The organism is Pseudoalteromonas sp. MIP2626 (assembly GCF_013414205.1).
GTDB classification, from domain to species: Bacteria; Pseudomonadota; Gammaproteobacteria; order Enterobacterales; family Alteromonadaceae; genus Pseudoalteromonas; species Pseudoalteromonas nigrifaciens.
In genome coordinates this window covers 55640-76823 of sequence record NZ_JAATTW010000005.1, presented here as the reverse complement: position 1 = coordinate 76823, position 21184 = coordinate 55640, and the positions used below count along the sequence as shown (strand labels likewise).

General features: G+C 41.6%; 19 protein-coding genes. 3 read left to right on the top strand and 16 right to left on the bottom strand.

Features of this window, described 5'->3' with window-relative positions; genetic code table 11:
* Positions 1-10: 10 nt before the first annotated feature.
* The 3 genes from fliE to HC000_RS05000 all read right to left on the bottom strand — a co-directional run bounded on the left by fliE (position 11) and on the right by HC000_RS05000 (position 3073).
* A complete protein-coding gene (gene fliE, locus HC000_RS05010; RefSeq protein ID WP_041454357.1) occupies positions 11-343 on the bottom strand; it encodes a flagellar hook-basal body complex protein FliE in 333 nt (110 codons plus the stop codon).
* A gap of 160 nt (positions 344-503) precedes the next feature.
* Complete coding sequence (locus HC000_RS05005) at positions 504-1964, bottom strand: sigma-54 dependent transcriptional regulator (protein WP_179807104.1); 1461 nt, start codon at positions 1962-1964, stop codon at positions 504-506.
* Positions 1961-3073, bottom strand: a complete 1113-nt coding sequence (locus tag HC000_RS05000; RefSeq protein WP_089368937.1) for an ATP-binding protein — start codon at positions 3071-3073, stop codon at positions 1961-1963. Before HC000_RS05000 ends, HC000_RS05005 begins: the two co-directional genes overlap by 4 nt.
* 146 nt (positions 3074-3219) lie before the next feature.
* Between HC000_RS05000 and HC000_RS04995 the strand changes: the two genes are divergently transcribed.
* The gene (locus HC000_RS04995; protein WP_179807103.1) at positions 3220-3810 is read left to right on the top strand and encodes a DNA-3-methyladenine glycosylase I; all 591 of its coding nucleotides are present in this window, start codon (positions 3220-3222) and stop codon (positions 3808-3810) included.
* 313 nt (positions 3811-4123) lie between these two features.
* On the opposite strand, the gene HC000_RS04990 is transcribed toward HC000_RS04995, so the two are convergent.
* Positions 4124-5557, bottom strand: a complete 1434-nt coding sequence (locus HC000_RS04990; protein ID WP_179807102.1) for a sigma-54 dependent transcriptional regulator — start codon at positions 5555-5557, stop codon at positions 4124-4126.
* A gap of 372 nt (positions 5558-5929) precedes the next feature.
* Here HC000_RS04990 and fliS point away from each other — a divergent pair, with 372 nt between their 5' ends.
* Both fliS and HC000_RS04980 read left to right on the top strand, forming a co-directional pair.
* On the top strand, positions 5930-6331 hold the full coding sequence (gene fliS, locus HC000_RS04985; protein WP_179807101.1) for a flagellar export chaperone FliS: 402 nt from the start codon (positions 5930-5932) through the stop codon (positions 6329-6331).
* A 6-nt stretch (positions 6332-6337) separates the two neighbouring features.
* Complete coding sequence (locus HC000_RS04980; RefSeq protein WP_179807100.1) at positions 6338-6637, top strand: hypothetical protein; 300 nt, start codon at positions 6338-6340, stop codon at positions 6635-6637.
* Positions 6638-7030: 393 nt separating this feature from the next.
* On the opposite strand, the gene fliD is transcribed toward HC000_RS04980, so the two are convergent.
* The 12 genes from fliD to HC000_RS04920 form a co-directional block, all read right to left on the bottom strand.
* Positions 7031-8443, bottom strand: coding sequence for a flagellar filament capping protein FliD (fliD, locus tag HC000_RS04975; RefSeq protein WP_179807099.1), 1413 nt, complete (start codon positions 8441-8443; stop codon positions 7031-7033).
* An 80-nt stretch (positions 8444-8523) separates the two neighbouring features.
* Positions 8524-8940 (bottom strand): flagellar protein FlaG, encoded by a 417-nt coding sequence (locus HC000_RS04970; protein ID WP_179807098.1) that lies wholly within the window; start codon positions 8938-8940, stop codon positions 8524-8526.
* Between the two features lie 138 nt (positions 8941-9078).
* Positions 9079-10503, bottom strand: coding sequence for a flagellin (locus HC000_RS04965; protein ID WP_179807097.1), 1425 nt, complete (start codon positions 10501-10503; stop codon positions 9079-9081).
* Between the two features lie 589 nt (positions 10504-11092).
* Entirely contained in the window at positions 11093-12349 is a 1257-nt protein-coding gene (gene flgL / locus HC000_RS04960) for a flagellar hook-associated protein FlgL (protein WP_179807096.1), read from the bottom strand.
* 2 nt (positions 12350-12351) lie between these two features.
* A complete protein-coding gene (locus tag HC000_RS04955; RefSeq protein WP_179807095.1) occupies positions 12352-14364 on the bottom strand; it encodes a flagellar basal body rod C-terminal domain-containing protein in 2013 nt (670 codons plus the stop codon).
* A gap of 1 nt (position 14365) precedes the next feature.
* A complete protein-coding gene (gene flgJ, locus HC000_RS04950; RefSeq protein WP_179807094.1) occupies positions 14366-15361 on the bottom strand; it encodes a flagellar assembly peptidoglycan hydrolase FlgJ in 996 nt (331 codons plus the stop codon).
* A gap of 127 nt (positions 15362-15488) precedes the next feature.
* The gene (locus HC000_RS04945; protein ID WP_011327470.1) at positions 15489-16583 is read right to left on the bottom strand and encodes a flagellar basal body P-ring protein FlgI; all 1095 of its coding nucleotides are present in this window, start codon (positions 16581-16583) and stop codon (positions 15489-15491) included.
* A 12-nt stretch (positions 16584-16595) separates the two neighbouring features.
* Positions 16596-17279: a flagellar basal body L-ring protein FlgH gene (flgH, locus tag HC000_RS04940; RefSeq protein ID WP_011327469.1), complete on the bottom strand. Its 684-nt coding sequence runs from the start codon at positions 17277-17279 to the stop codon at positions 16596-16598.
* 16 nt (positions 17280-17295) lie between these two features.
* A complete protein-coding gene (gene flgG / locus HC000_RS04935; RefSeq protein WP_011327468.1) occupies positions 17296-18084 on the bottom strand; it encodes a flagellar basal-body rod protein FlgG in 789 nt (262 codons plus the stop codon).
* A 21-nt stretch (positions 18085-18105) separates the two neighbouring features.
* The gene (locus HC000_RS04930) at positions 18106-18849 is read right to left on the bottom strand and encodes a flagellar basal body rod protein FlgF (RefSeq protein WP_011327467.1); all 744 of its coding nucleotides are present in this window, start codon (positions 18847-18849) and stop codon (positions 18106-18108) included.
* Between the two features lie 239 nt (positions 18850-19088).
* Positions 19089-20453, bottom strand: coding sequence for a flagellar hook protein FlgE (gene flgE / locus HC000_RS04925; protein WP_179807093.1), 1365 nt, complete (start codon positions 20451-20453; stop codon positions 19089-19091).
* A gap of 49 nt (positions 20454-20502) precedes the next feature.
* Positions 20503-21180: a flagellar hook assembly protein FlgD gene (locus HC000_RS04920; protein ID WP_011327465.1), complete on the bottom strand. Its 678-nt coding sequence runs from the start codon at positions 21178-21180 to the stop codon at positions 20503-20505.
* Positions 21181-21184: the final 4 nt, after the last annotated feature.

Sequence of the window (21184 nt, the reverse complement as noted above, 5' to 3'; positions counted from 1 at the left end):
CACTACCTGATTAAACAGGCATATTCATGATTTCTTTGTAAGCTTCAACAAGTTTATTACGCACTTGTACGGTCGCTTCAAATGCAACAGAAGACTTTTGCGAAGCAATCATTGCCTCAGCAAGTGATACGCTTCTGTCGCCCATTTCAACCGCTTTTACTTTTTGACCTGTGTCTTGCTGTAACTCATGCACAGTATTGAGCGCATTGCTAAGCATATCGCCAAATTGTGCTGATGACGTAGACTGAACTTGCGTAGGCAATTTATTAATTTGATTATTACGGCCCGCTTCTAAGGCCATTGATTGCATTTCTTGAAATACAGCGCTATTTTGAATTTTCATTATTTGTCTCTAACAATGCAGTTAACTCTTAAGGTTAATAAAGCACAAAACGTGCCACATAAATAAAGCTTTAAATACATGGTGTTACAGTTAGTTTTTACTTAGTCAGAGTTTTGACAGCCCTAAATTCAAGGTATTGAATTTAGGGCTTTTTTGAAGGTTATGCAGGAAGTGAAATACCTAAGTCGCGCATTTGCGCTAGTTTATAACGTAAAGTTCGCGGGCTAATACCCAAAGTTTCGGCTACGTCTTTACGCTTGCCTTGGCAACGCGCAAGTGTTTCTAAAATAATTCGATGCTCTTTATCTTTAAGCTCATCTTTATAACTGCCTGTATCTTGAGCGAGTAAATCTGATTTTTGCTCATTCGGTGTTTGATCATCAAGCTTTTCATCACCCGACTTTTCGTCATTAATAACGGCTGTTGTTTTACTATCGTAATAGGCGCTAGTTAACGCACTTTCACTAATTGCTGGCTCTACTACAAAGTTACTTGGGGCTAAATTTTCAATAAAAATAGCTTGCTCACCTATGCTGTTACCACTGCGCAGTATAAGCGCACGCTGAATTACGTTATCAAGCTCACGCACATTACCTGGCCATGTATGGCTAAGGAGCTTTTGCTCAGCTTGCTTATCTAAAATAGCCAGCGGCTGCTTAGCTTTTATTAAATGGCGTTCAATTAAGTGCTTCGCCAACACAATTATATCGCCAGGGCGCTCGCACAATGGCCGCCACATTAGCGGAAAAACGTTAAGGCGATAATATAAATCTTCCCTAAACTGATTATTCGCTACCGCTTGTTTTAAATCGCGGTTACTGGTTGCGAGTATGCGTACATCCAGCGTAATCGTTTTACGGCTACCTAAGCGTTCAACTTCACGCTCTTGTAATACACGCAGTAGTTTAACTTGTAAGCCTAAATCCATTTCGGTAATTTCATCAAGTAAAATTGTACCGCCCTGTGCTTGCTCAAACTTACCTGGGCATGCCTGAATCGCGCCAGTAAACGCGCCTTTTTCGTAGCCAAATAATGTTGCTTCTAGCATGTTTTCAGGAATCGCCGCACAGTTAATAGCCACAAAGGGCTTTGCAGCACGCGCTGATTTATCATGAATAAACCGCGCTAATACTTCTTTGCCCGAGCCACTTGGCCCCAGCACCATAACACTGGCGTCTGATTTAGCTACCCTGCTTGCAAGCTCCAGCAATTGAATACTCGTTGGGTCGGCAACAATAGGGCCGTCGGTTTCTTTAGGTTTTTCGGGCAAATAGCGGCTCACCATATTTAATAGCACCTCGGGTGCAAATGGTTTGGCCATATAATCAATCGCGCCTAAGCGCATTGCCTCTACCGCATCGTCAATAGTTGCGTAGGCGGTCATCATTAATACCGGTAAATCGGGGTAATTTAATTTAATACTGCGCAGTAAATCTAGGCCGCTCATAGCGCCCATTTGCACATCGCTCACCACTAACGAAAAGGATTCTTTTTTTAGTAGTAACATCGCCTGCTCTGCACTGTCGGCAGCAACGCATTCAATACCCGACATTTCTAGAGTATCTATTAATGCTTCGCGAAGCCCTGCGTCGTCCTCTACAACTAAAATAGTATTACTCATAACGATTCCTCTAATTTAGATGCTGCGCTAATTGGCAATAACAAGTTAAAACAAGCGCCGCCATGTACATTATTAGTCACCTCAATACGCCCTTGGTGCGCATTAGCAACAGAGCTAACAACCGCCAACCCTAAGCCTGTGCCTTGGCTGCTAGTGGTAAAAAATGGTTCAAACAGTTTATCTACCTGCTGTAGGTCAACACCTGGGCCATTATCACTCACGCTAATGCGTACAAAATCTGGGGTTTGCAAATCGCGCATTGCACTTACTTGCACTTGTGCCCCAGCACCTATAATTTGAATACTGTTATGAATCAGGTTTTGAATCGCACTGGCAAGCGCGGTTTTATTCCCTAAAATCGCAATGTCGGGCTCAGGTAAGCTTACATCAAGCTCACTGTTATTAAGCGTTACCATGGCATCTGCACCGGTTTTCACTTCGCTTAATAATTGCTGCATAGACACTTGCTCAACCACATGCTGGTCGCCACTTTTGGCAAATAGCAGCATGTCGTTTACTTGGTTTTCTAAATCTTTTAAACGCGACATTAACTTTGTTTGAAAGTTATCGCGAGATGCTTCGGGTAAGCGTTTTGAACCTAAATTAGCAGCATAAAGCATAGCCGCCGACAGCGGCGTACGTACTTGGTGCGCCAAAGATGCCACCATTTTACCCAGCGCACTTAAGCGCTGCATATGCGCAACCCGCTTTTGTAAGCGGCGGGTTTCGCTCAAGTCTGTCATTAAAATAAGTTGCCCAGGCTCTGGGGCAAGTGCAGTAATATCAAGTTTTATTAAGCGCCCGTCTTTTAAAGACACTTCGTGGCCATCATCTTGCTGAGGCCGAAAAGAGCGCTGAATAACACTAAACCACTTTTCGCCTTCAAGCGGCTCGCCAAGCATATCAATCGCAATTTGATTCGCTTTCGCTATCATGCCTTTACCATCAAGCACAATTACTCCTGCGGGCATAGTATCTACTAAATGCGAAAGCCAACTAGCCTGTTTACGCAGATCACTTAACTCCCCTATATACTCCTCTTGAAGTAAACATGGGTTATACTGATTTGCAGAAATAAACTGTGGTTTTAACACACTAGCAAGTGCCATAATCAAATCTCTAATTGATGCAGATACAGGGTTAAATGCACAATTTATACCACCTTTTATTACCATGTATATCATTGAGTTACACAGTAAAAATACGCGACATTAAAATGACGCGCAAATAAAAGCACCGCAACTAAGGAACTATAATGACCAAGCAATCTCGCTGCTCATGGCTCGACACCAGCAAACCCGACTACGTTGCATACCACGATAACGAATGGGGAGTGCCAGTGTATGACGATAAAAAACTGTTTGAATTTTTAACGCTGGAGTCGGCGCAAGCAGGATTGAGTTGGTACACTATTTTAAAAAAGCGTAATGGTTATAAAAATGCTTTTGCCGATTTTGATGTACACAAAGTAGCAGCATTTACCGATCAAGATATTGAGCAACTAATGCTTGATGCGGGTATTGTGCGCAATCGCTTAAAAATTGCTGCTACTGTAAATAACGCCAAATGCTTTATTAAAATTCAGCAAGAGTTTGGCAGTTTTAGTAACTATCAATGGCAGTTTGTTGGCAATAAGCCGCAAGTAAGTAATTTAAATTCTGCTGACAACACCCCAGCAATTACCACTGCCTCAAGCGCATTTGCTAAAGATTTAAAAAAGCGTGGTTTTAAGTTTTTAGGGCCAACAACCGTATACGCCCATATGCAAGCCTGCGGTATGGTTAACGATCACAGTAATAACTGTTTTAGAAAAGAAGAAGTTATGAGGCTAGGGGCTAGGGGCTAGGGGCTAGGGGCTAGGGGCTAGGGGCTAGGGGCTAGGCAAACAGTCTGATTTCAGGCTTTTAATCAAGCCTCTGTAATTATTACATTTAGTGAAATTTATTTTCACCAAGAGCTGTGCATAACAACACAAAAAAAGAACAGTACACCTATTTATAAGTCTCTATAGCTCAGCGTCTCTAACCCTCTTAGCGAATATTGTTACTAAGACTAAGTCGCACTACGTACGCGCGTCAGCAAGCTAAACGCTGTGCTTGGTTATTTTTTACCTAAAGCCTGAACCCTGACACCTAAAACCTGATAGCTGCCCTTAATTTTTAGTCTCTAGACAAGTTATATTTTTTCATTTTTTCGACCAAAGTAGTGCGGCGTACTCCGAGTATTTCGGCGGCGCGGGCAACTACATAATCAAAGCGCTCTAATGCTTGAGTAATTAAGTTAATTTCTAGCTCGGCTAAATATTCTTTAAGCTCAATCCCTTCGCTGGGTAACAAGCCTGAATCTGCTGCTGTAGAGTGTTCGGGTTCATCGTCATAATCGCTAAAGTCGGTGCTAAATATGTCGTTAAAGGCATCACGCTCCATTAACTCTTCTGGGTACTGCGGCTCATAGGCTTCAACTTCAATATAACGATACTTAGCCGGTAAATCAGGAACATCTACCACTTTTTCTGGGAACATTATCACCATTCGCTCAACTAAGTTTGCAAGCTCGCGAATATTACCCGGCCAACTATGCTCTTTTAAACTCTCGACCGCGCGCTCAGTAAACTTAGCGGTTGAGCCACTTTGCTCATTAACGCGGCGCATTAACTCTTTTAATAACAGCGGTATGTCATCGGCGCGCTGAGTAAGCGACGGGCTTTCAATGGGGAATACGTTTAATCGGTAGTATAAATCTTCACGAAACGTGCCTTGCTCTATCATAGTTTCGAGGTTGCGATGGGTTGCAGCAATAATGCGCACATCAGCCTGAATCGCTTTAGTGCCGCCTACTCGCTCATAACTGCGCTCTTGCAATACGCGCAGCAACTTAACTTGCATTTGCAGCGGCATATCGCCTATTTCATCTAAAAATAGCGTACCGCCTTGCGCCAGTTCAAAACGCCCTTTACGAGCAGAAATTGCCCCTGTAAATGCACCCTTTTCATGGCCAAACAATTCGCTTTCGAGCAACTCCCCCGGAATAGCACCACAGTTAACCGGTACAAAAGGCCCTTTAAGGCGTTTAGATAATAAATGCACGTTACGCGCCACTACCTCTTTACCTGTGCCCGACTCACCTAAAATAAGTACATTAGCATCGGTTTTTGCTACTTGCTCAATTAAAAAGCGCAGGTCTTTAACCGCAGATGTTTCGCCTACTAGGCCATCAAAAGTATTGTGTGGTTTACTGTGTTTGTGCTCAATAGGCAACATGCGCTGATATTGTTGGCAGTCGTGTAATAGTTGCGTGGTTATTTCGTGGCTAAATGGCTCACAAATCAGCCCCACTACATTAGCAATACTCAGTAAAGGCTTGAGTGTTTCGCCAATTAGCAAAAAAGGAAACGTAGGATAGCGTTTAATTAAACTTTCGTGATCGAGCGCCTGCAGTGCACCTAATATTACAATACATTCTTTACTTTGATACTTACTACACGCTTGCTCAAAGTCGGCTTCCGTTTGTAATTGCACCGCTTCACCAATAAAAGTAAGTGAGGCATATAATCCTATCGAGCGATTGTTATTATTATCTAAAATTAAGATCATATTTAGCTGGCCATTCATTTCACTAATTTATTTTGTTAATCAAATTGTAAGCCAGTTGAAATTGTATGCAAGCACTAGTGGCGACTTTTTGACATTAACGCCAAAAAACAGACACTTTAATTAAAGCAACAATACTTAAGGATTAACCATTAAGTATTAAGGTTGTAAATACCCCTACATTCGCATAATAAGTTAATCGCAAAGCTTAATACTTAAATTAGAGAATAAAGTCACTTTATAATAAAAATATTCACTAATATTTACTTAAGTTGCCACCTTAAATGCCGATAAGTAAATATATATAAAATGCTTGGCATTATAATTGCTGGCATTGTATTAATATTTTTAGTTATCAAAATTTAGGATCTTCTCATGGCACATGCATCAATTAAAAAATACGGTCAAGTTCGTGCAAGCAGTATTAGCGAAATGACACCTTACGAACAAATAAACCTAATTTTTAGTAACATTATTGGGCGCTTAGCTGCAACCAAAGGTTTTATTGAACGCAAAGAAATTGAAAAAAAGGGCGAAAATATTTCAGCCTGCATTTTACTTTTTGGCGCATTACAAGACGCACTTAATTTTGACGTTGAGCAAGGCTCAGAAATTTCAGACAACTTATTAGCGCTATACGACTATTGCCAGCGTACACTAACTAAAGCTAACTTAAATAACGATACAGCAGCAATTATGGAAGTTTCTAGCATAGTGAAAGAAATAAAAGAAGGGTGGGATAATATTCCTGCTAGCGAACGCTCTCCTGCAGTTTAATTTATTATGCCTTTAATTACTGACCAACAGCCAGCAGAGCAAATTAAACAATTGCTCTGCGAGCTTGAAACACTGGTAAATAACAACGATGCTGACGCAGCAGCTTTACAGCTTGAAGCGTTAAATACGTGCTTAAAAAGCTGGTGCGAAAGCGCTGAGCAGCCAAGTAGTGACGAGCTTATAACAACACAAGCGCATATTAATGCTATTTTAACTCAAGCTAATATCCATAAAGACGACTCGTTTAAAGCCTTGTTAAAGCATAAAAAGTCAGACAAAGCGATCAGCGCTTACAAAAACACTTAAAAGCACTTAAAAAGACAGTTAGCATAATAAGAAGTAAATTAAACGATGGTGTTGCCCACTGCTCTTCTCTAAAGCGCAGCGCCCTCTTAACCTCTTTGTGAATATATTTACTTAAATCAAATATGCATAGCGAGGAGAGGACGCGGGGAATGAGAAGTGAGTTAAACAAGTAATTTAGTGCCTTTTCTTCTCTAAAGCGCAGCGTCCCTTAGCCTCTTTGTGAGTAAATCACTTAAAGCCTTTTTGCACTGTTTTAATCTGTTTAACGCAAAAAGTGCGGTATTGTTGTTATTAAATAAAACCGCACCTTTAAAAACTGAAAACTACCTTTTCGCAAGCTCAGTGTTTGTATTAGCGTAAAACCTAGCCTCCTCCCTAAAGCCTAACCCTTAACTACTTAGACTTTCTAACTACGCCTGGCATATTATCTAACTGAGATTGAAGGTAACTACTGGTTGAATTTAAGCCTGCCACCAATAAATCCATGCTGTTGTACTGCGCATAAAGGCGCGACTCTAACGACTGCATTTTACGTGCAAACGATACTCGTTCGTCATCAATCCCGCGAAGCTGGCCTTCTTTACTTTTTATTCTGTTTTGAATTAAGCCATCAGACTTAGTATAAAAGTTCATTAACTCATCAAACGATTGGGCAAAGCCGCCTTCGTCTTTATTTTCACCAATAAAAAACTGCTGTACTAAATCAACATCATTTTTTACTTGCTCATCTAAGCGTTCGCTATCTAAGCTTAATTTACCATAGCGGTCGGCTTCAACACCTAACTGCGACAACGATAAAGAGTTACCATCACCTAAGTCAACACTGTTGGTAATTTCTTGCCTTAACTTTGACATAACACCGCGCAGCAGAGAATCACCCGCCATTACGCCTGCGCCATCTTCGCCAGATTTACCTAAGTTTTTACTCAGCTCTAACAGCTCGTTATAACTTTTAATAAAGCTATCTAGCCCTGCTTTAATATTATTGTTATTTTCTTTAACGGTTAGCTTACTTAGGTCATCGTCAACACCTTGTGCTTTTTTAGCGGTAATAGTCACGCCATCAATCACGTTTTTAAATTCGTTAGTGCTGCTAGTTACTGTTACTGTGCCGTCAATAGTTATTGACGCATCAGCAGCGGCAACCACTTCGCTCACATTTTTTATTCCTGCGGGTGCAGGGTCAAACGCTAAACGCGAAAGACCTAAGGTATCGGTGTTGTTAGCATCGTCATCAGCCACTGCTATTTTAATTTGGTTTTCAAGCCCACTGGTTTGAGCCGAAAACACTAAGCGCTGACCAGTATCATCGGTAATTATGGTGGCGTTAATGCTTTTATTATCTTTACTGTTGTTTATTGCATCGCGCACTTCGCTTAGCGTTGCAGTGTCTGATACTGCAATATCAAAGCTATTATCGCCCGAGCTTAACGTCATGGTGCCAGCACCAACAGGGTTGGTGGCATCAAATGCACTCGACATTATTTTATGCTCAGTGGCTAAATTATTTACTTTTACTGAGTAGCCACCTGGTTGAGCGTCTTTATCTGAGCTCAGCGATATAAAATCATCATTACCCGATGTCGTACGTTTTTGATAGTTATCGGCGTCGCCTAATGCACTCATCGACTCTTGTACTTTTTCAAGTGCAGCTTTAAGCGCACCCACAGCGGAAATATCGGTAGTTAAGTTAGCTTCTTTTTTATTTAAACGTGATTCAAAAGGCGCCTTTTCGGCATTAACCAATGCACCCACAATTTCAGATACTTGTAAGCCTGAACCTAACCCTGTAAACGAAATAGCCATGTTTATACCCCTTTACACTATTAAATAAAAAACAAAAAACTTAAAAAACGCAGCTACTATTTAGTTATATAAATATATAGCTATACTGTTTGATCAATTAATAAACCCGCAGTTTCAGACAACTTAGACACTAAACTTAACACTTCTTCCGAAGGGTATTGTTTAATTACATCGCCAGTGCTTTTGTCGAGCACTTTAATTACATCGCGGCCTGAATCTTCATCAACTTGAAATTGTAAACTACGATTCATTTCGCCCATAAAATCTTGCAATTGCTGCGCCACTTTTTCCAGCTGTTCACGCTCAAGCGGTTGTTGCTGCTGCGTAGCAGTGTCAGCATTACTTTGATATTGCTGTGCTTGTGAAGCACTTTTTTTAACATCGTCAATGGCACTAGCCGTTAGTATCGTAGCTGTTTGCTCTACTTTACTTTCGCTAGCTTGCCCTGTATTACTTGCCGTTACTAAAGCTTCTGCGCCTGAGGTAATTGTATTCATAACGCCTCCTAAATAGTTTTAAACATTGTACACTATTTATAAATTAGCTTAATTTAGTAAGTTAAACGACAAAAGGAGATGAACAAAGCCATCTCCTTTTTTAAATTACTAATACTGACTTTTGGTATTAGTTAGCTATTAACCTAATAAGCTAAGTGCTGCTTGTGGCAACTGGTTCGCTTGCGACAAGATAGACGTACCCGCTTGTTGCAATATTTGGTTTTTAGTCATTTGCGCTGTTTCAGTCGCAAAGTCAGTATCTTGTATACGGCTACGTGAAGCTGATACGTTTTCTTGAATATTTGCAAGGTTACTGATTGTATGGCCAAAACGGTTTTGTACAGCACCAATATCAGCTCTTTGACTATCTATTTGTGCTAAAGCCGCATCTATCACCGCAATTGCATTTTGAGAACCTTCACCTGTCGTTCCTGAAATATCAATATTAGCTACCTGGTCAAGCTTAGATGCTCCACCGCCTGCTGCAAGACCACCTCCTAATATTTCATTAGCAGTAGTACCTACAACTGAAAAACTATCAAATGATGAAAGAGAAAGCTCAGATGTAACACTAACCTCCGCATTTGTTGCACCAGCAACTACGCCACCCAAGGTAGCTGTCCCAGCCGTTGCACCTGATATTTCAACACCATCTACACCTTTTGCTGTAATATCAATTTCACTTGTGACTGTATTGAACGTTGCACTATGACCAGCTTTTCCTATATCAGCAGCTAGCTTTTTCATATCACCTTTATAGTCATTCAATGCAAAGGTATCAGTGCCTATAGTCAGCGTACCATTATCAGCCGATGTCAAACTACCGATAGAAGTAGATACAGTAGCTGTAGCTTTAACACCCGTTTTAGCATTATTTATCGCCGTAACTTGCTCTGTTGTTGTCGCGTCTGCAACTACACCTATTACCGCATTAGTGGCAGGTCCTTGTATTTCAAAAGCTGCATCAGCAGTTACATCACCAAAAGCAGTGGCTAGTGTCTTTGCTGCAGCGGCAGCACCATAAACTGTTCCTCCACCAGAAACGGTATTATTACCAATTTTTGTTGACGCTGTACTACTTAAGGAAAGTGAAATAACTTCGTTAGCGTTTGAGCCAACTTGAAAATCTCTAGTACCAAAATCACCATTCAATAACTGTTGACCACCAAAAGAAGTCGTTTTTGAGATACGCGTCAACTCTTCTTGTAATGCAGATACTTCCTTTTGAAGAGAGCCTCTATCATCAGAACTATTAGATCCATTCGCTGATTGAAGAGCAAGTTCACGCATACGCTGTAATATACTAGTCGACTCTTGCATTGCACCTTCAGCTGTTTGCGCCATTGAAATACCATCGTTAGCATTACGTTGCGCTACACCTAAACCATTTATTTGCGATGTTAAACGATTTGAAATTTGTAGGCCGGCGGCATCATCTTTTGCACTGTTGATACGCATACCTGATGATAAACGCTCCATTGATGTAGCTAAACCCTGACCTGATTTAGAAAGGTTACGCTGAGCGTTTAATGAAGATACGTTTGTATTTACTGATATAGCCATGATAAAACTCCTGATTACTTTCGTAATGTTGCTATTTTAATTTAACCAAGAGCTGTCACAAATGTATGTTCAAGCTCCGTACTGATTAAGTTAACGGCAGAGCAGAAATTATCTTTAGCTTTTTTTTAATAAAAACTAAATTAATTTAAACAAAAAATATAACTAACTAATAATAAAGGTGTTATACAACTAAGATGATAGCCTTTATTGATTGATGCGCTTTAAAATACGCGCTGAATTTAATTCCCCCCAACTTGGCTAATTGTTGAAAGTTAAAACTACCTTTTTGCACAAAGAGAAAACAATGAGAGTAAATGAGAACTAAATTGAAAAACTCGGAAACACATAATTGAGTGCTTTTTTCTTCTCTAAAGCGCAGCGCCCTCATAACCTCTTTGTAAATAAATTTACTAAACCCATTTGCACAAAGAACAGTAAATTTCAGATAGTCGAAAACCAAAAAGCGCGGTATAAAACCGCACCTCCATCAACAAAAACGCCTAGCTTGGCTAGTTTTTGCCTAAAACCTGACACCTGACACCTAAAACCTGATACCTGATACCTGACACCTAAAACCTGCTCTTAACCTTTAAATATAATCAAATAACGAAAGTTTGGCTAAGCGGCCAAAGGTGGCTTGCGATGCTTGTAGTGCGGTTTCTTGCTGAGTGAGTTCGCTAATTGCAGCAGCCATATCTACTTCAAGCAGGCTTGAACGATTACTTTGGTTTTGAATGTCTAGCGCAGAGTTAGAGTCGGTTACTCTTTCTAGCACATTCATCCGCCCACCTAAACTCGCTTGGGTAAACACAACTTGTTCGCTGGCATTTTGTAACTGCGTTACACCATCGTTAAGTACTTGCTGAAAATCATCCCCCGCAAGCGTGCCATTATTTAAACCTGTAATTAAACCCTGCAGTGTATTAAGTACGTTTTCTTTATGAGGCGGCTCGAGACTAAAGTCGAGCTGCCCAGGTGCAGCGCCGCTTAGCTGAATTTTCATTCCGGCAAACTCTATTGGCTCGTCGGTTACATTTCCGCTAACTGGTGGTACTTGCGCTACTCCATCACGTAAAATTTCATACTGCTGTGGATCGCCTGGGTTAGCACCAGCAGTAACCACTACATTAAAAGTATTTGCTGTGGCTGACACTAAAGGGTCTGGATCAGGGTTATATTGCTCTTTATGAAACTGATCGAAAACACCTTGTTTATCTACATAAACAGAACCCGTAAGCGTACTTGATGCATCGCCTGTGTTAGATGCTACATCGAGGCGTGCATTGGTTTTTTCAAAGGTGTCGTAGCCGTTGTCGCTAGATTTAATCGACACACCTTCGGCAATAGTAATTTTATGCTGGCCTTGATCGCCTTGGTAATTGTACTTGCCGCTAGCGGCATCAAACTGATACGGTTGCGTGCTGTCTTGGTAGCCTGAAAATATATATTTACCGTCTTCTGAACGGGTGTTCATTAAATTAGCTAACGTTTTTTGTATTTCGGTTAGCTCCGACGCTAACGACTTTAAATCGTCTTTACTGTACGCGCCATTACCTGCTTTTAAGGCAATATCTTTAGCTGCTTGAATACTTTCGTTAATACCTTGCAGTACGCTTTCTTCGGTTTTGAGTCGGCCATTGAGTTGGTTAATATTTTTTGTATATTGCTCATTACTTTGTATTTTATTGGTATACAGCATAGCTTGCGATATGTCGGCAGGCGCTTCTGAGGTAGATAAATACTTTTGCCTAGTATTTACTCGCTCTTGTGCGTTTGCTACGCCATTTTGATTTTGTAGTATTTTATTAATGCTGTTTTGATACATTAAGTTATTTGATAAACGCATAATTACCTCGTGGCACTAAGTAAAGTGTCAAAAATAGAACGTGCAGCAGAAAGCACCTGAGCTGAAGCCGCATAAGATTGTTGAAAGCGCAGTAAATTGGCCGCTTCTTCGTCAAGGTTTACCCCAGATAACGACTCGTACCAAGCCTCTGACTGCTGTGCGAGTGCGTCGAATGCTGCGCCGTTTGTTTTAGCTTGGCCTGTTACCACGCCAATGTCGGTTACTAATCCGGCATACGCTTGGTTAAACGTTTTATGGTTATCGGCATCTGAGCTTGAAACAACATTTTGACGCACCAAATCACCATTTTGTAAATCGGCTAATTTTAAGCCATTGCGGTTATCGTCAAAGCCGCCTTTGTTAAACTCTAACGTAAAGCTATCGCCTGTGGCTGGCGAGCCTTCAATATCAAAGTCAAAACCATAACCGTCATAAGGAGCACCAAGGCCAGCTAAAACATTTTTGCCTGGTGGTGCAATAGTAATTGGCACATTAGCGCCGTTTCCATCGCTAATTAAGTAATCATTTGTACCCGCTGCTTTAACAATGGTTATATCTCCATTAGCGAGTGCAGGAGGAGTGGTAGTTGTAAAGCCACCAGCGGTAACACTACTCACACTGCCAGCAGAAATAGCGCCGCTACCGGTGTTATTTATGTCATCGGCGGTGCGTATTGGCGATGCTAACGCTAGGTCTTCACCGCGCCCAGTGGCGAGGGTAATATTTGCTGCGGCTTCTGAATTGAGCTTAATTTGAAATTTATCGCCTTCATTACCTGCACCAGCCATAGTTAACTGCAAACCAAATAAATCAACACCTGGGTTATTTGCCGAGTTAATTTCACCGCCAACAAATGTTGCTGTTGTAGCGGCGCCTAATGGCTCGCCTTTATTATCTACTGGCTGAATACTCACTTCGTTTGGGTTTGCGGTATAAGTCACAATAAAATCACTGGCAGGTAAATTACTGCCTTTGCCGGGCTCTACTGTTGCACTAACCCCAGCATCACCGGTATTAGCTTGATAGGCAAAGCCTTTTGCCGTAGGAATAGTGAATATATCGCCACCCAATTTACCGTTAGCATCCATTCCCAAGTGATTTTGCTGATTAAATGCATCAGCTAACGCTAAACCCATTTGGCCTATTTGATTTTGCGCAGGTACTAAAATATCGTCTCTGAAGGCAAGTAAACCACCTATTTTGCCTTTTAATTTACTGGCATCAACTTCAAGCGGCACAGCTTTGCCGCCATTTACATCTAAGCGCAGTTCTTTAAAATTTGGATCGGGGTCGCCGCGCATCGAAAATAAGTTAAACGAGCCATTTTGCATTACAACCGCTTCACCGCTGCCCATAAAAACAAGTTTTTCACCATTGGGGCCGTCAAGCGTTTCAATGTCGATTAACTCTGATAAATCGCGAATCGCTTTATCGCGCTCGTTATATGTGCCGCTTGCAGCAGATGCGTTGTTAGTACCATTAACACCTGCTATTTGTTGGTTTAACGATCCTATTTTTTGAATTAAGGTGTTGGCTTCATCGGAGAATATTTCGAGCTGCTCATTTACAACATTTTTTTGATCCAGCACTATTCCCGACAATCTATCCATTTGGCTTATTAAGCTGTCGGCGTTAGTCATTACTAACGAACGTGCAACCGTTGACGATGGCTGATTAAGCGCTTCTTGCACGTTATTAAATAGCGAATTAATACCGGTCGATAAGCTATTCGCTTCTTGCGAAAATAACGTATCGACCCGGTTTGCTTCACTTACAAACTGATCAAAAAACGTTTTATTTGAGGTGTCTCGGTTTAATTGTTTTTGTGCAAATTCATTAAGTAACCTGTAGGTATTACCTTTGCCAACTTGATTGCCGATCATGGTGCCATGCTCTGTACGCTCGCGCACATAGCCGTCGGTATTTACATTGTTAATATTTTTACTGGTTGTTTGCAACAGATCAGTGTTTGCTCTTATTCCTGAATTAGCAATGTTTAATAAATTAAACGACATGTTACTTTACTCCTTGGCGGATCACGTTTGTTGCAATATTTTTTAGCTCGCTACTGTTAAGTACGCGCTTTATTTTATCCGCATAATTTGGGTCTGTTGCATAACCGGCTTGTTGTAATGAGTCTAAAAACGCTGCCGGTTTGCCGGTATTTTGTAATGCTTGTTGATAGCGTGGGTTTTGAGTTAAAAAATCAACAAAGTCGTTTACGCTGTCTTTTATTGAGTCGTAAGCTCTAAAACTGGCTTGTTTTTTAACTGCAGCGCCTTGTTCAAACTCTAAGGTTACTTTGTTGGCTTTTTCGCCCTGCCAGCTTTTATCTGACTTAATATTAAATAAGTTATTTGAGCTGTTACCGTCGCTTTTATTAATAATATGCTTACCCCAACCGGTTTCAAGTGCTGCTTGAGCCACCATAACGGCTGGGTTTAAACCAATTTTTTTAGCCGCTGTTTTAGCATGCTCCCATACCGAACTTACAAACTCTTCGGCCGTTTCAAAGTTTGGCTTAGCTACTTCTGGCTTTTCGGTGTTCATAGCGCTTTTATCTACAGGCTCGGTTACGGCTTTTTTACGCTGTTGCTGCGGCAACTCTATGCCAGCACGCTGATCGCTTAAAAGATCGTTACTGGTTCTGAGTACTGAAGCTGGGGTGTAATTTTTTGCCGTAGGAGAAAGTTGCTGCACTATTAAGTCGGCAAGCCCTAATGAGCCATTAGACGAGAGCTCTGATGAAAGTTGCTGATCGTGCATTTCTTCAAAAAACTTTACGCTACTTGAATTTAATGGGCTTTCTTTGTCTTCGAAGGCTTCGCTGGCTTTGCGCATGCTTTTAAGCAGCATTTGTGTAAATATGGCTTCAAATTGTGCCGCTGCTTTTTTGAGAGCCGCTTTTGAGGCATCACTAGACGCGTCGCCACTGTTTAGGGCGTCTTTACGCAAAGCGTTTAAGTTACCTAAATCAAAAAAGTTTTGCTTATCGAGATGATTTGTTTCCATCAGCTTTTTGACACAATAATGAATAATATATAAAACAATGCAAAAATTGAGCCAGAGGGGAAGGTATTAAGCAAAATGCCATCGGTTACCAGCTTTTAAAACTGACCACCGATAGCATTACGTTGTTTTAAATTACAACTAGCTGGCCGTTTATTGCGCCAGCTTCTTTTAGGGCTTCTAGTATTGCCATTAAATCGCCAGGCGCGGCGCCTACTTCGTTTATAGCGCGTACTAGGTCATCTAGGCTCACTCCGGGGTTAAATACAAATGCCCGTGAGTCGTCTTGTTTTATATCTATAATACTTTGCTGGGTAACAACGGTATCGCCATCGCTAAAAGCATTAGGCTGCGATACGTTTAGCTGCTCTGCAATAGTTACTGTTAAGCCACCGTGAGTAATAGCAGCTGGTTGCAACTTTACATTTTTACCAATAACAATAGTACCGGTACGCGAGTTAACAATAATTTTTGCCGCTGTATCTGCTGGGGTAAACTCTAGGTTTTCGAGCGTTGATAAATAAGACACGCGCTGCGAGGCGTCTCTTGGGGCAATAACTCTAATAGACGCTGCATCGAGTGCTTGGGCGCTATTTGGGCCTACTAAATCGTTTATGGTTTTTTCTAATCGCTTAGCGGTAGTAAAGTCTGGGCGATTTAAGTTAAAAGTAATATAGTCGTTTTGCATAAATGGGCTTTTAACTGCGCGCTCAACGGTTGCGCCATTTGGAATGCGCCCCACTGTTGGCGTGTTTATAACAACTTTACTGCCATCAAGCCCTTCTGCGCCTAAACCACCTACAATTAAACTACCTTGGCCAATAGCGTATACGTTGCCGTCGACCCCCTTTAAAAAGGTTTGCAATAAAGTACCACCACGTAAACTACCTGCACTACCAATAGACGATACGGTAATATCTATAGTTTGCCCGGGCTTTCTAAAAGGCGGTAGCTCTGCATGCACTGCAACCGCAGCCACGTTTTTAATTTTTGGTTTTAAGCTTGCTGGTAGCGTAATGCCAAAGCTGTTTAACATGCCTTTAAAGCTTTGCTCGGTAAATCGGCTTTGCTCGCCCGTACCAGGTAAGCCAACAACTAGGCCATAGCCTACTAATTGGTTTGAGCGTACGCCCTCAACCATAGACACATCTTTAATGCGCTCGGCCATGGCAGGAAGTTGCCAGCCAAGTAACACCATTAAACAAAAAACTTTAAATACATTCATAATGAATGTCCTCTAAAAAGGAAAAAGTGAGCTACTAAAAAAGCGTGTTAGCCAACCGGCACTTTGTGCTTCTTGAGTTTGCCCTTTGCCCGAATATTGAATTCGTGCATTAGCAATTCTATTTGACTGTACGGTATTGTCTGCAGTTACATCTTCTGGCCTTACTAATCCCTCTAAACGAATAAATTCTTCGCCTGAGTTTAACGTTAGCCATTTTTCGCCGCGAATAACTAAGTTACCATTAGGTAAAACACGCATTACGTTTACCGATATATCACCGGCTAAACTATTTGACTGATTTGATTTTGAGTCGCCTTTAAATGACGCGTCGCTGCCAATACCAAATTGAATGCTGTCGCCGCCAATATTTACCGGTAATCCGCCTAAACCAATAACGGGGTCGAGTTTTGCGTCTGACTGTTTATCAGTTTCTGTTTTTGCCGCTTTAGAGGCTTGCGTAGATTCTTGCAATTTAACCGTAATTATATCGCCGGTACGCAGTGCTTTTTTATCAGCGTATAAGTCGTTCGATAAATACGTATTAAACAGTGAGCCATTAGCAACTGCCGGTTCAACATTGGGTTCTGGGTACATGGGTGCGTAGTAAGGGTCGTCTTGTACTACATCACTATTTTGTGTAGACACACAGCCACTTAACAATAAAGTACCCGCTGCAAATAATATAATATTGCGCATAATAACCTCTAAAATATTATAATTGCTGATTGATGTAGCTCATCATTTCATCAACTGCCGAAATTACTTTTGAGTTCATTTCGTAAACACGCTGGGTTTCTATTAGGTTTACCAACTCTTCGGTTACGTTTACGTTTGACGTTTCTAGTGAACCTTGAATAATAGTGCCTAGCCCATCAACCCCAGGGTTACCCTGCACCGGCGCGCCACTTACCGCAGTTTCGGTGTAAAGGTTTTGCCCTATAGGCTCAAGGCCCGACGGATTAATAAAGTCACTAATGGTAATTTGCCCAATAACCACGTTATCGGCCTGCCCTGCAACACGTACAGATACTTCACCGTCTTGCGATACGGTGATTGATTGCGCGTCATCGGGTACGTTCATTTCTGGCTGAACTACATAGCCCGCACCCGAGGTTACAACTCGTCCGTCACCATCGGTAGTAAATTGCCCGTTGCGCGAATAAGCAATATTGCCATCTGGCTGCAGTACTTCAAAAAAACCTGAACCAGAAATCATCCAATCTAGTGAATTTTCAGTGGTTAGCATATTACCTTGCGAAAAGTTTTTTTGGTTAGCTACCACTTTAGCACCAGCACCTAGCATTAAACCTGATGGCATTTCGGTATCTTGTGATGAGCGACCGCCTGGCTGATTAATGTTTTGGTATAGTAAATCTTCAAAAACGGCGCGGCTTTTTTTATAACCAACTGTACTGGCGTTGGCTAAGTTATTTGAAATAACCGAAATGTCGGTTTGTTGGGCGTCAAGCCCAGTTTTACTGATCCACAATGCTGGATTCATAATCGTGTCCTCATTTTAAAGTTAAACTATGCGCAACAGCTGATCTTGCGATTGATCTATTTCTTCTGCTGTTTTCATTAGCTTTACTTGTAATTCAAATTGGCGTTGATGGCTGATCATATCGACCATTTCGTGCACTGGATTAACATTCGACATTTCTAATGCGCCGCTTATCACTTGTACGTTAGCTGAGGTTTCAACCGTTTGATTTGGTTTTGGTCTAAATAAACCATCGTTACCTTTTTCAAGTGTTGAATTATTTGCCTCAACCACTTTTAAACGATCAACCTCTTCTAAAAAGTTAGCCGGCGCACCTTGTGGGCGTACTTGTATGGCACCGTCTTTACTAAATTCTATTTTTTCAATCGGGACTGGCAAAATAATAGGGCCGCCTTCGCCAATTACTTGACGACCACCGCTGGTGACTAACATGCCTTCGGCGGTAATATTAAGCGTACCTACTTTTGTATAAGCTTCGTTGCCGGAGGCGTCTTGTACACTCAGCCAGGCGTTATCGCTCATGGCAATGTCGAGCTCGCGACCGGTTTGCTGTATGCCACCCGATGTCATGTTTGAACCTGGGCGCTCTTCCATAGAAAACACCCGCGATGGCAAACCTTCACCAAACGCTTGCATAGATCGAGCTTGGGCAAAGTCGGCTTTAAAACCTGTAGTGTTTGCGTTCGCCAAATTATTGGCTTTAAGGGCAAGCCCCATTAAGCTTTGCTTAGCGCCAGACGCGGCAATGTAGACCATTTTATCCATAACATCGACTCACTTAAAAATCTCTGTAAGAACAAATGCAATATATGCGCCATTGTTAAATACAGCAGTAAAACTGCACCGCCAAGCAATGTGGTATACCGCCGGTAGCTGCAGAAATTATAGGGATGAGGTTCTAGGGGCTAGGTTCTAGGTTGATACCTGACGCCTCAAACCTGCTCTTATAAACAAAAAAGGCTGCAATTAAGCAGCCTTGAATATTCAAATTAATAAATTGTGCTTTATCTAATTTGCAGAATACTTTGCTGAATTGTTGAGTTAACTTCCAGCGCTCGCGAGTTTGCTTGGAAATTACGCTGTGCGCTAATCAAATCAACTAGTTCGTTAGTTAAGTTTACGTTTGACTGCTCAAGCGCTGATGAGTTGATATTACCTAATGTGCCAGAGCCTGGTTCACCAGCAATAGGCTCGCCTGACGCTATACTCGCTTTCCAACCTGTGCTGCCCACTTGTTGTAAACCTTGTGAGTTTGAAAAACGTACCATAGCCACTTGGCCTAAAAATGTAGAGTCGCCATTACTGTACGAAGCCACAACTTTACCATCGGCACCAATATCAATACCCGCTAAACGGCCAACCGTTGCACCGTCTTGCTCAAGTGCTTTTACTTCAAAGCGACTTGCGTATTGAGTAGGTATTTTATTAGCTGTACCGGTTTCATCACGCCAGTTAATTTCAACAGGCGCTGGGAAGGTAGCGCCATTGGTTAATAAGTCAGAAAGCCCCGCTGCACCACCGCCACCAGCTGCAATTGACAATGGATTAAAAGTATTACTTACGTTTGGCGTGCCGTCTGTACTTTGCGGTAAGCCACTTGAGTCAAACTTAAAAGTAGTCATAGGAGTGTACGGAGCTACTGTTTGTTCAACACCATTGGCACCAAAGGATTTACCATCAAGTGTTGAATGTACGTTCCATTGATTTTCATTACCGGGTACTGCAGGGTCACTTTTCACAAAAAATAGCTGCAATACATGTGGCTCACCGAGTGAGTCATACACGGTTGTTGAGGTTGATGAATTATAAGTTGCACTTTCGGTAGGGTTAAACGCAATTGTAGGTGCAATTGATCGTGAATCTAAATTAAATGAGCTATACACGCTTGAAGTAGCACGCGGCGATCCTGACGAGTCAGGTATTTGTAAAGCCGATGAAGTGCTTAAACTCACTGATGTAGTATCGCCTGTTGAAGGGTCAACCGGAAAGCCTTGTAAAAAGCTGCCATTTGCATCTACCACAAAGTTGTCTTTGTTTAACTTAAATGCGCCGGCACGTGTGTAAGTAAAATCTTGTGCGCCTAGGTCTTGGCTGGTTGCAAAGTAACCTTCACCGGTAATCGCTAAATCTAACGAGTTATTGGTAAACTGTAATGATCCTTGGTGAAATTGTTGTGCAACCATAGTCGTTTGCACGCCGTCACCATTTTTTGTTTTACCCGAACTAAATACCGACGATGCATACACGTCAGCAAATTCTGCGCGCGACTCTTTAAAACCTGTAGTATTTACGTTGGCTATATTATTTGCCGTAACGTTTAAATCTTTTTGTGCGGCAGCAAGGCCGGATAATGCAATATTGAAGCTCATAATTGACCTCTAAACTATTTAATTTTTAGCCCGCTGGCTAATGAATCTTTTACGCGATTTCTGCAACATCAGTCAGCCTAACCGCACCTTCTTTAGTGTTAATAATGATGCCATTTGCACCATTAATATTCACACTCTCAATATTTTTAAAGGTAGCAATTGGCAGGCTCGAAAACTCACCATTAGTACTCCCTTCGGCTTTAATTTTATATTCACCAGGGGGTAGGCGCTCACCCGCTTCGTTTTTACCATCCCATGCAAAACGCACTGCACCTGCTGGTTGCGAGCCTAAATCTATGGTTCTAACTAACTGCCCAGACTCATCTTCAATTCGTAGCTTTAAGCTTTCAACTGGCTTTTCGGCAACAACTGAGCCTCGTGCATCACCTGCTTCATTTAAGTCTAGCGTGTCGGACTCTAAAAGCGCCTGCTTGCCTACTAATGTAGATGCTTGCAGTGCTGAATTTGATGTCATTGATGCAGCTAAAGCTTCAAAGTTAGAGTTTAAATTTGAAATTCCCTCAGCCATAGTAAAGCTAGTCATTTGCGCAATCATCTGATCGTTATCAGCCGGTTTACTCGGATCTTGAAACGACAGTTGCTGCGTTAGTAATGAGAAAAAATCTTCTTGGGTTAACGCATCACTTTTGTCTTTACTGGCTGCTTGTTTTTCTTGCCACCGTAAAGAGTCTAAATAGGATGAAGATGTACTAATATCGTTACTCATAACC

Coding starts and splice junctions, on each gene's coding strand:
- fliE (WP_041454357.1), bottom strand. CDS start 343: ATGAAAATTCAAAATAGCGCTGTATTTCAAGAAATGCAATCAATGGCC.
- HC000_RS05005 (WP_179807104.1), bottom strand. CDS start 1,964: ATGAGTAATACTATTTTAGTTGTAGAGGACGACGCAGGGCTTCGCGAA.
- HC000_RS05000 (WP_089368937.1), bottom strand. CDS start 3,073: ATGGCACTTGCTAGTGTGTTAAAACCACAGTTTATTTCTGCAAATCAG.
- HC000_RS04995 (WP_179807103.1), top strand. CDS start 3,220: ATGACCAAGCAATCTCGCTGCTCATGGCTCGACACCAGCAAACCCGAC.
- HC000_RS04990 (WP_179807102.1), bottom strand. CDS start 5,557: ATGATCTTAATTTTAGATAATAATAACAATCGCTCGATAGGATTATAT.
- fliS (WP_179807101.1), top strand. CDS start 5,930: ATGGCACATGCATCAATTAAAAAATACGGTCAAGTTCGTGCAAGCAGT.
- HC000_RS04980 (WP_179807100.1), top strand. CDS start 6,338: ATGCCTTTAATTACTGACCAACAGCCAGCAGAGCAAATTAAACAATTG.
- fliD (WP_179807099.1), bottom strand. CDS start 8,443: ATGGCTATTTCGTTTACAGGGTTAGGTTCAGGCTTACAAGTATCTGAA.
- HC000_RS04970 (WP_179807098.1), bottom strand. CDS start 8,940: ATGAATACAATTACCTCAGGCGCAGAAGCTTTAGTAACGGCAAGTAAT.
- HC000_RS04965 (WP_179807097.1), bottom strand. CDS start 10,503: ATGGCTATATCAGTAAATACAAACGTATCTTCATTAAACGCTCAGCGT.
- flgL (WP_179807096.1), bottom strand. CDS start 12,349: ATGCGTTTATCAAATAACTTAATGTATCAAAACAGCATTAATAAAATA.
- HC000_RS04955 (WP_179807095.1), bottom strand. CDS start 14,364: ATGTCGTTTAATTTATTAAACATTGCTAATTCAGGAATAAGAGCAAAC.
- flgJ (WP_179807094.1), bottom strand. CDS start 15,361: ATGGAAACAAATCATCTCGATAAGCAAAACTTTTTTGATTTAGGTAAC.
- HC000_RS04945 (WP_011327470.1), bottom strand. CDS start 16,583: ATGAATGTATTTAAAGTTTTTTGTTTAATGGTGTTACTTGGCTGGCAA.
- flgH (WP_011327469.1), bottom strand. CDS start 17,279: ATGCGCAATATTATATTATTTGCAGCGGGTACTTTATTGTTAAGTGGC.
- flgG (WP_011327468.1), bottom strand. CDS start 18,084: ATGAATCCAGCATTGTGGATCAGTAAAACTGGGCTTGACGCCCAACAA.
- HC000_RS04930 (WP_011327467.1), bottom strand. CDS start 18,849: ATGGATAAAATGGTCTACATTGCCGCGTCTGGCGCTAAGCAAAGCTTA.
- flgE (WP_179807093.1), bottom strand. CDS start 20,453: ATGAGCTTCAATATTGCATTATCCGGCCTTGCTGCCGCACAAAAAGAT.
- HC000_RS04920 (WP_011327465.1), bottom strand. CDS start 21,180: ATGAGTAACGATATTAGTACATCTTCATCCTATTTAGACTCTTTACGG.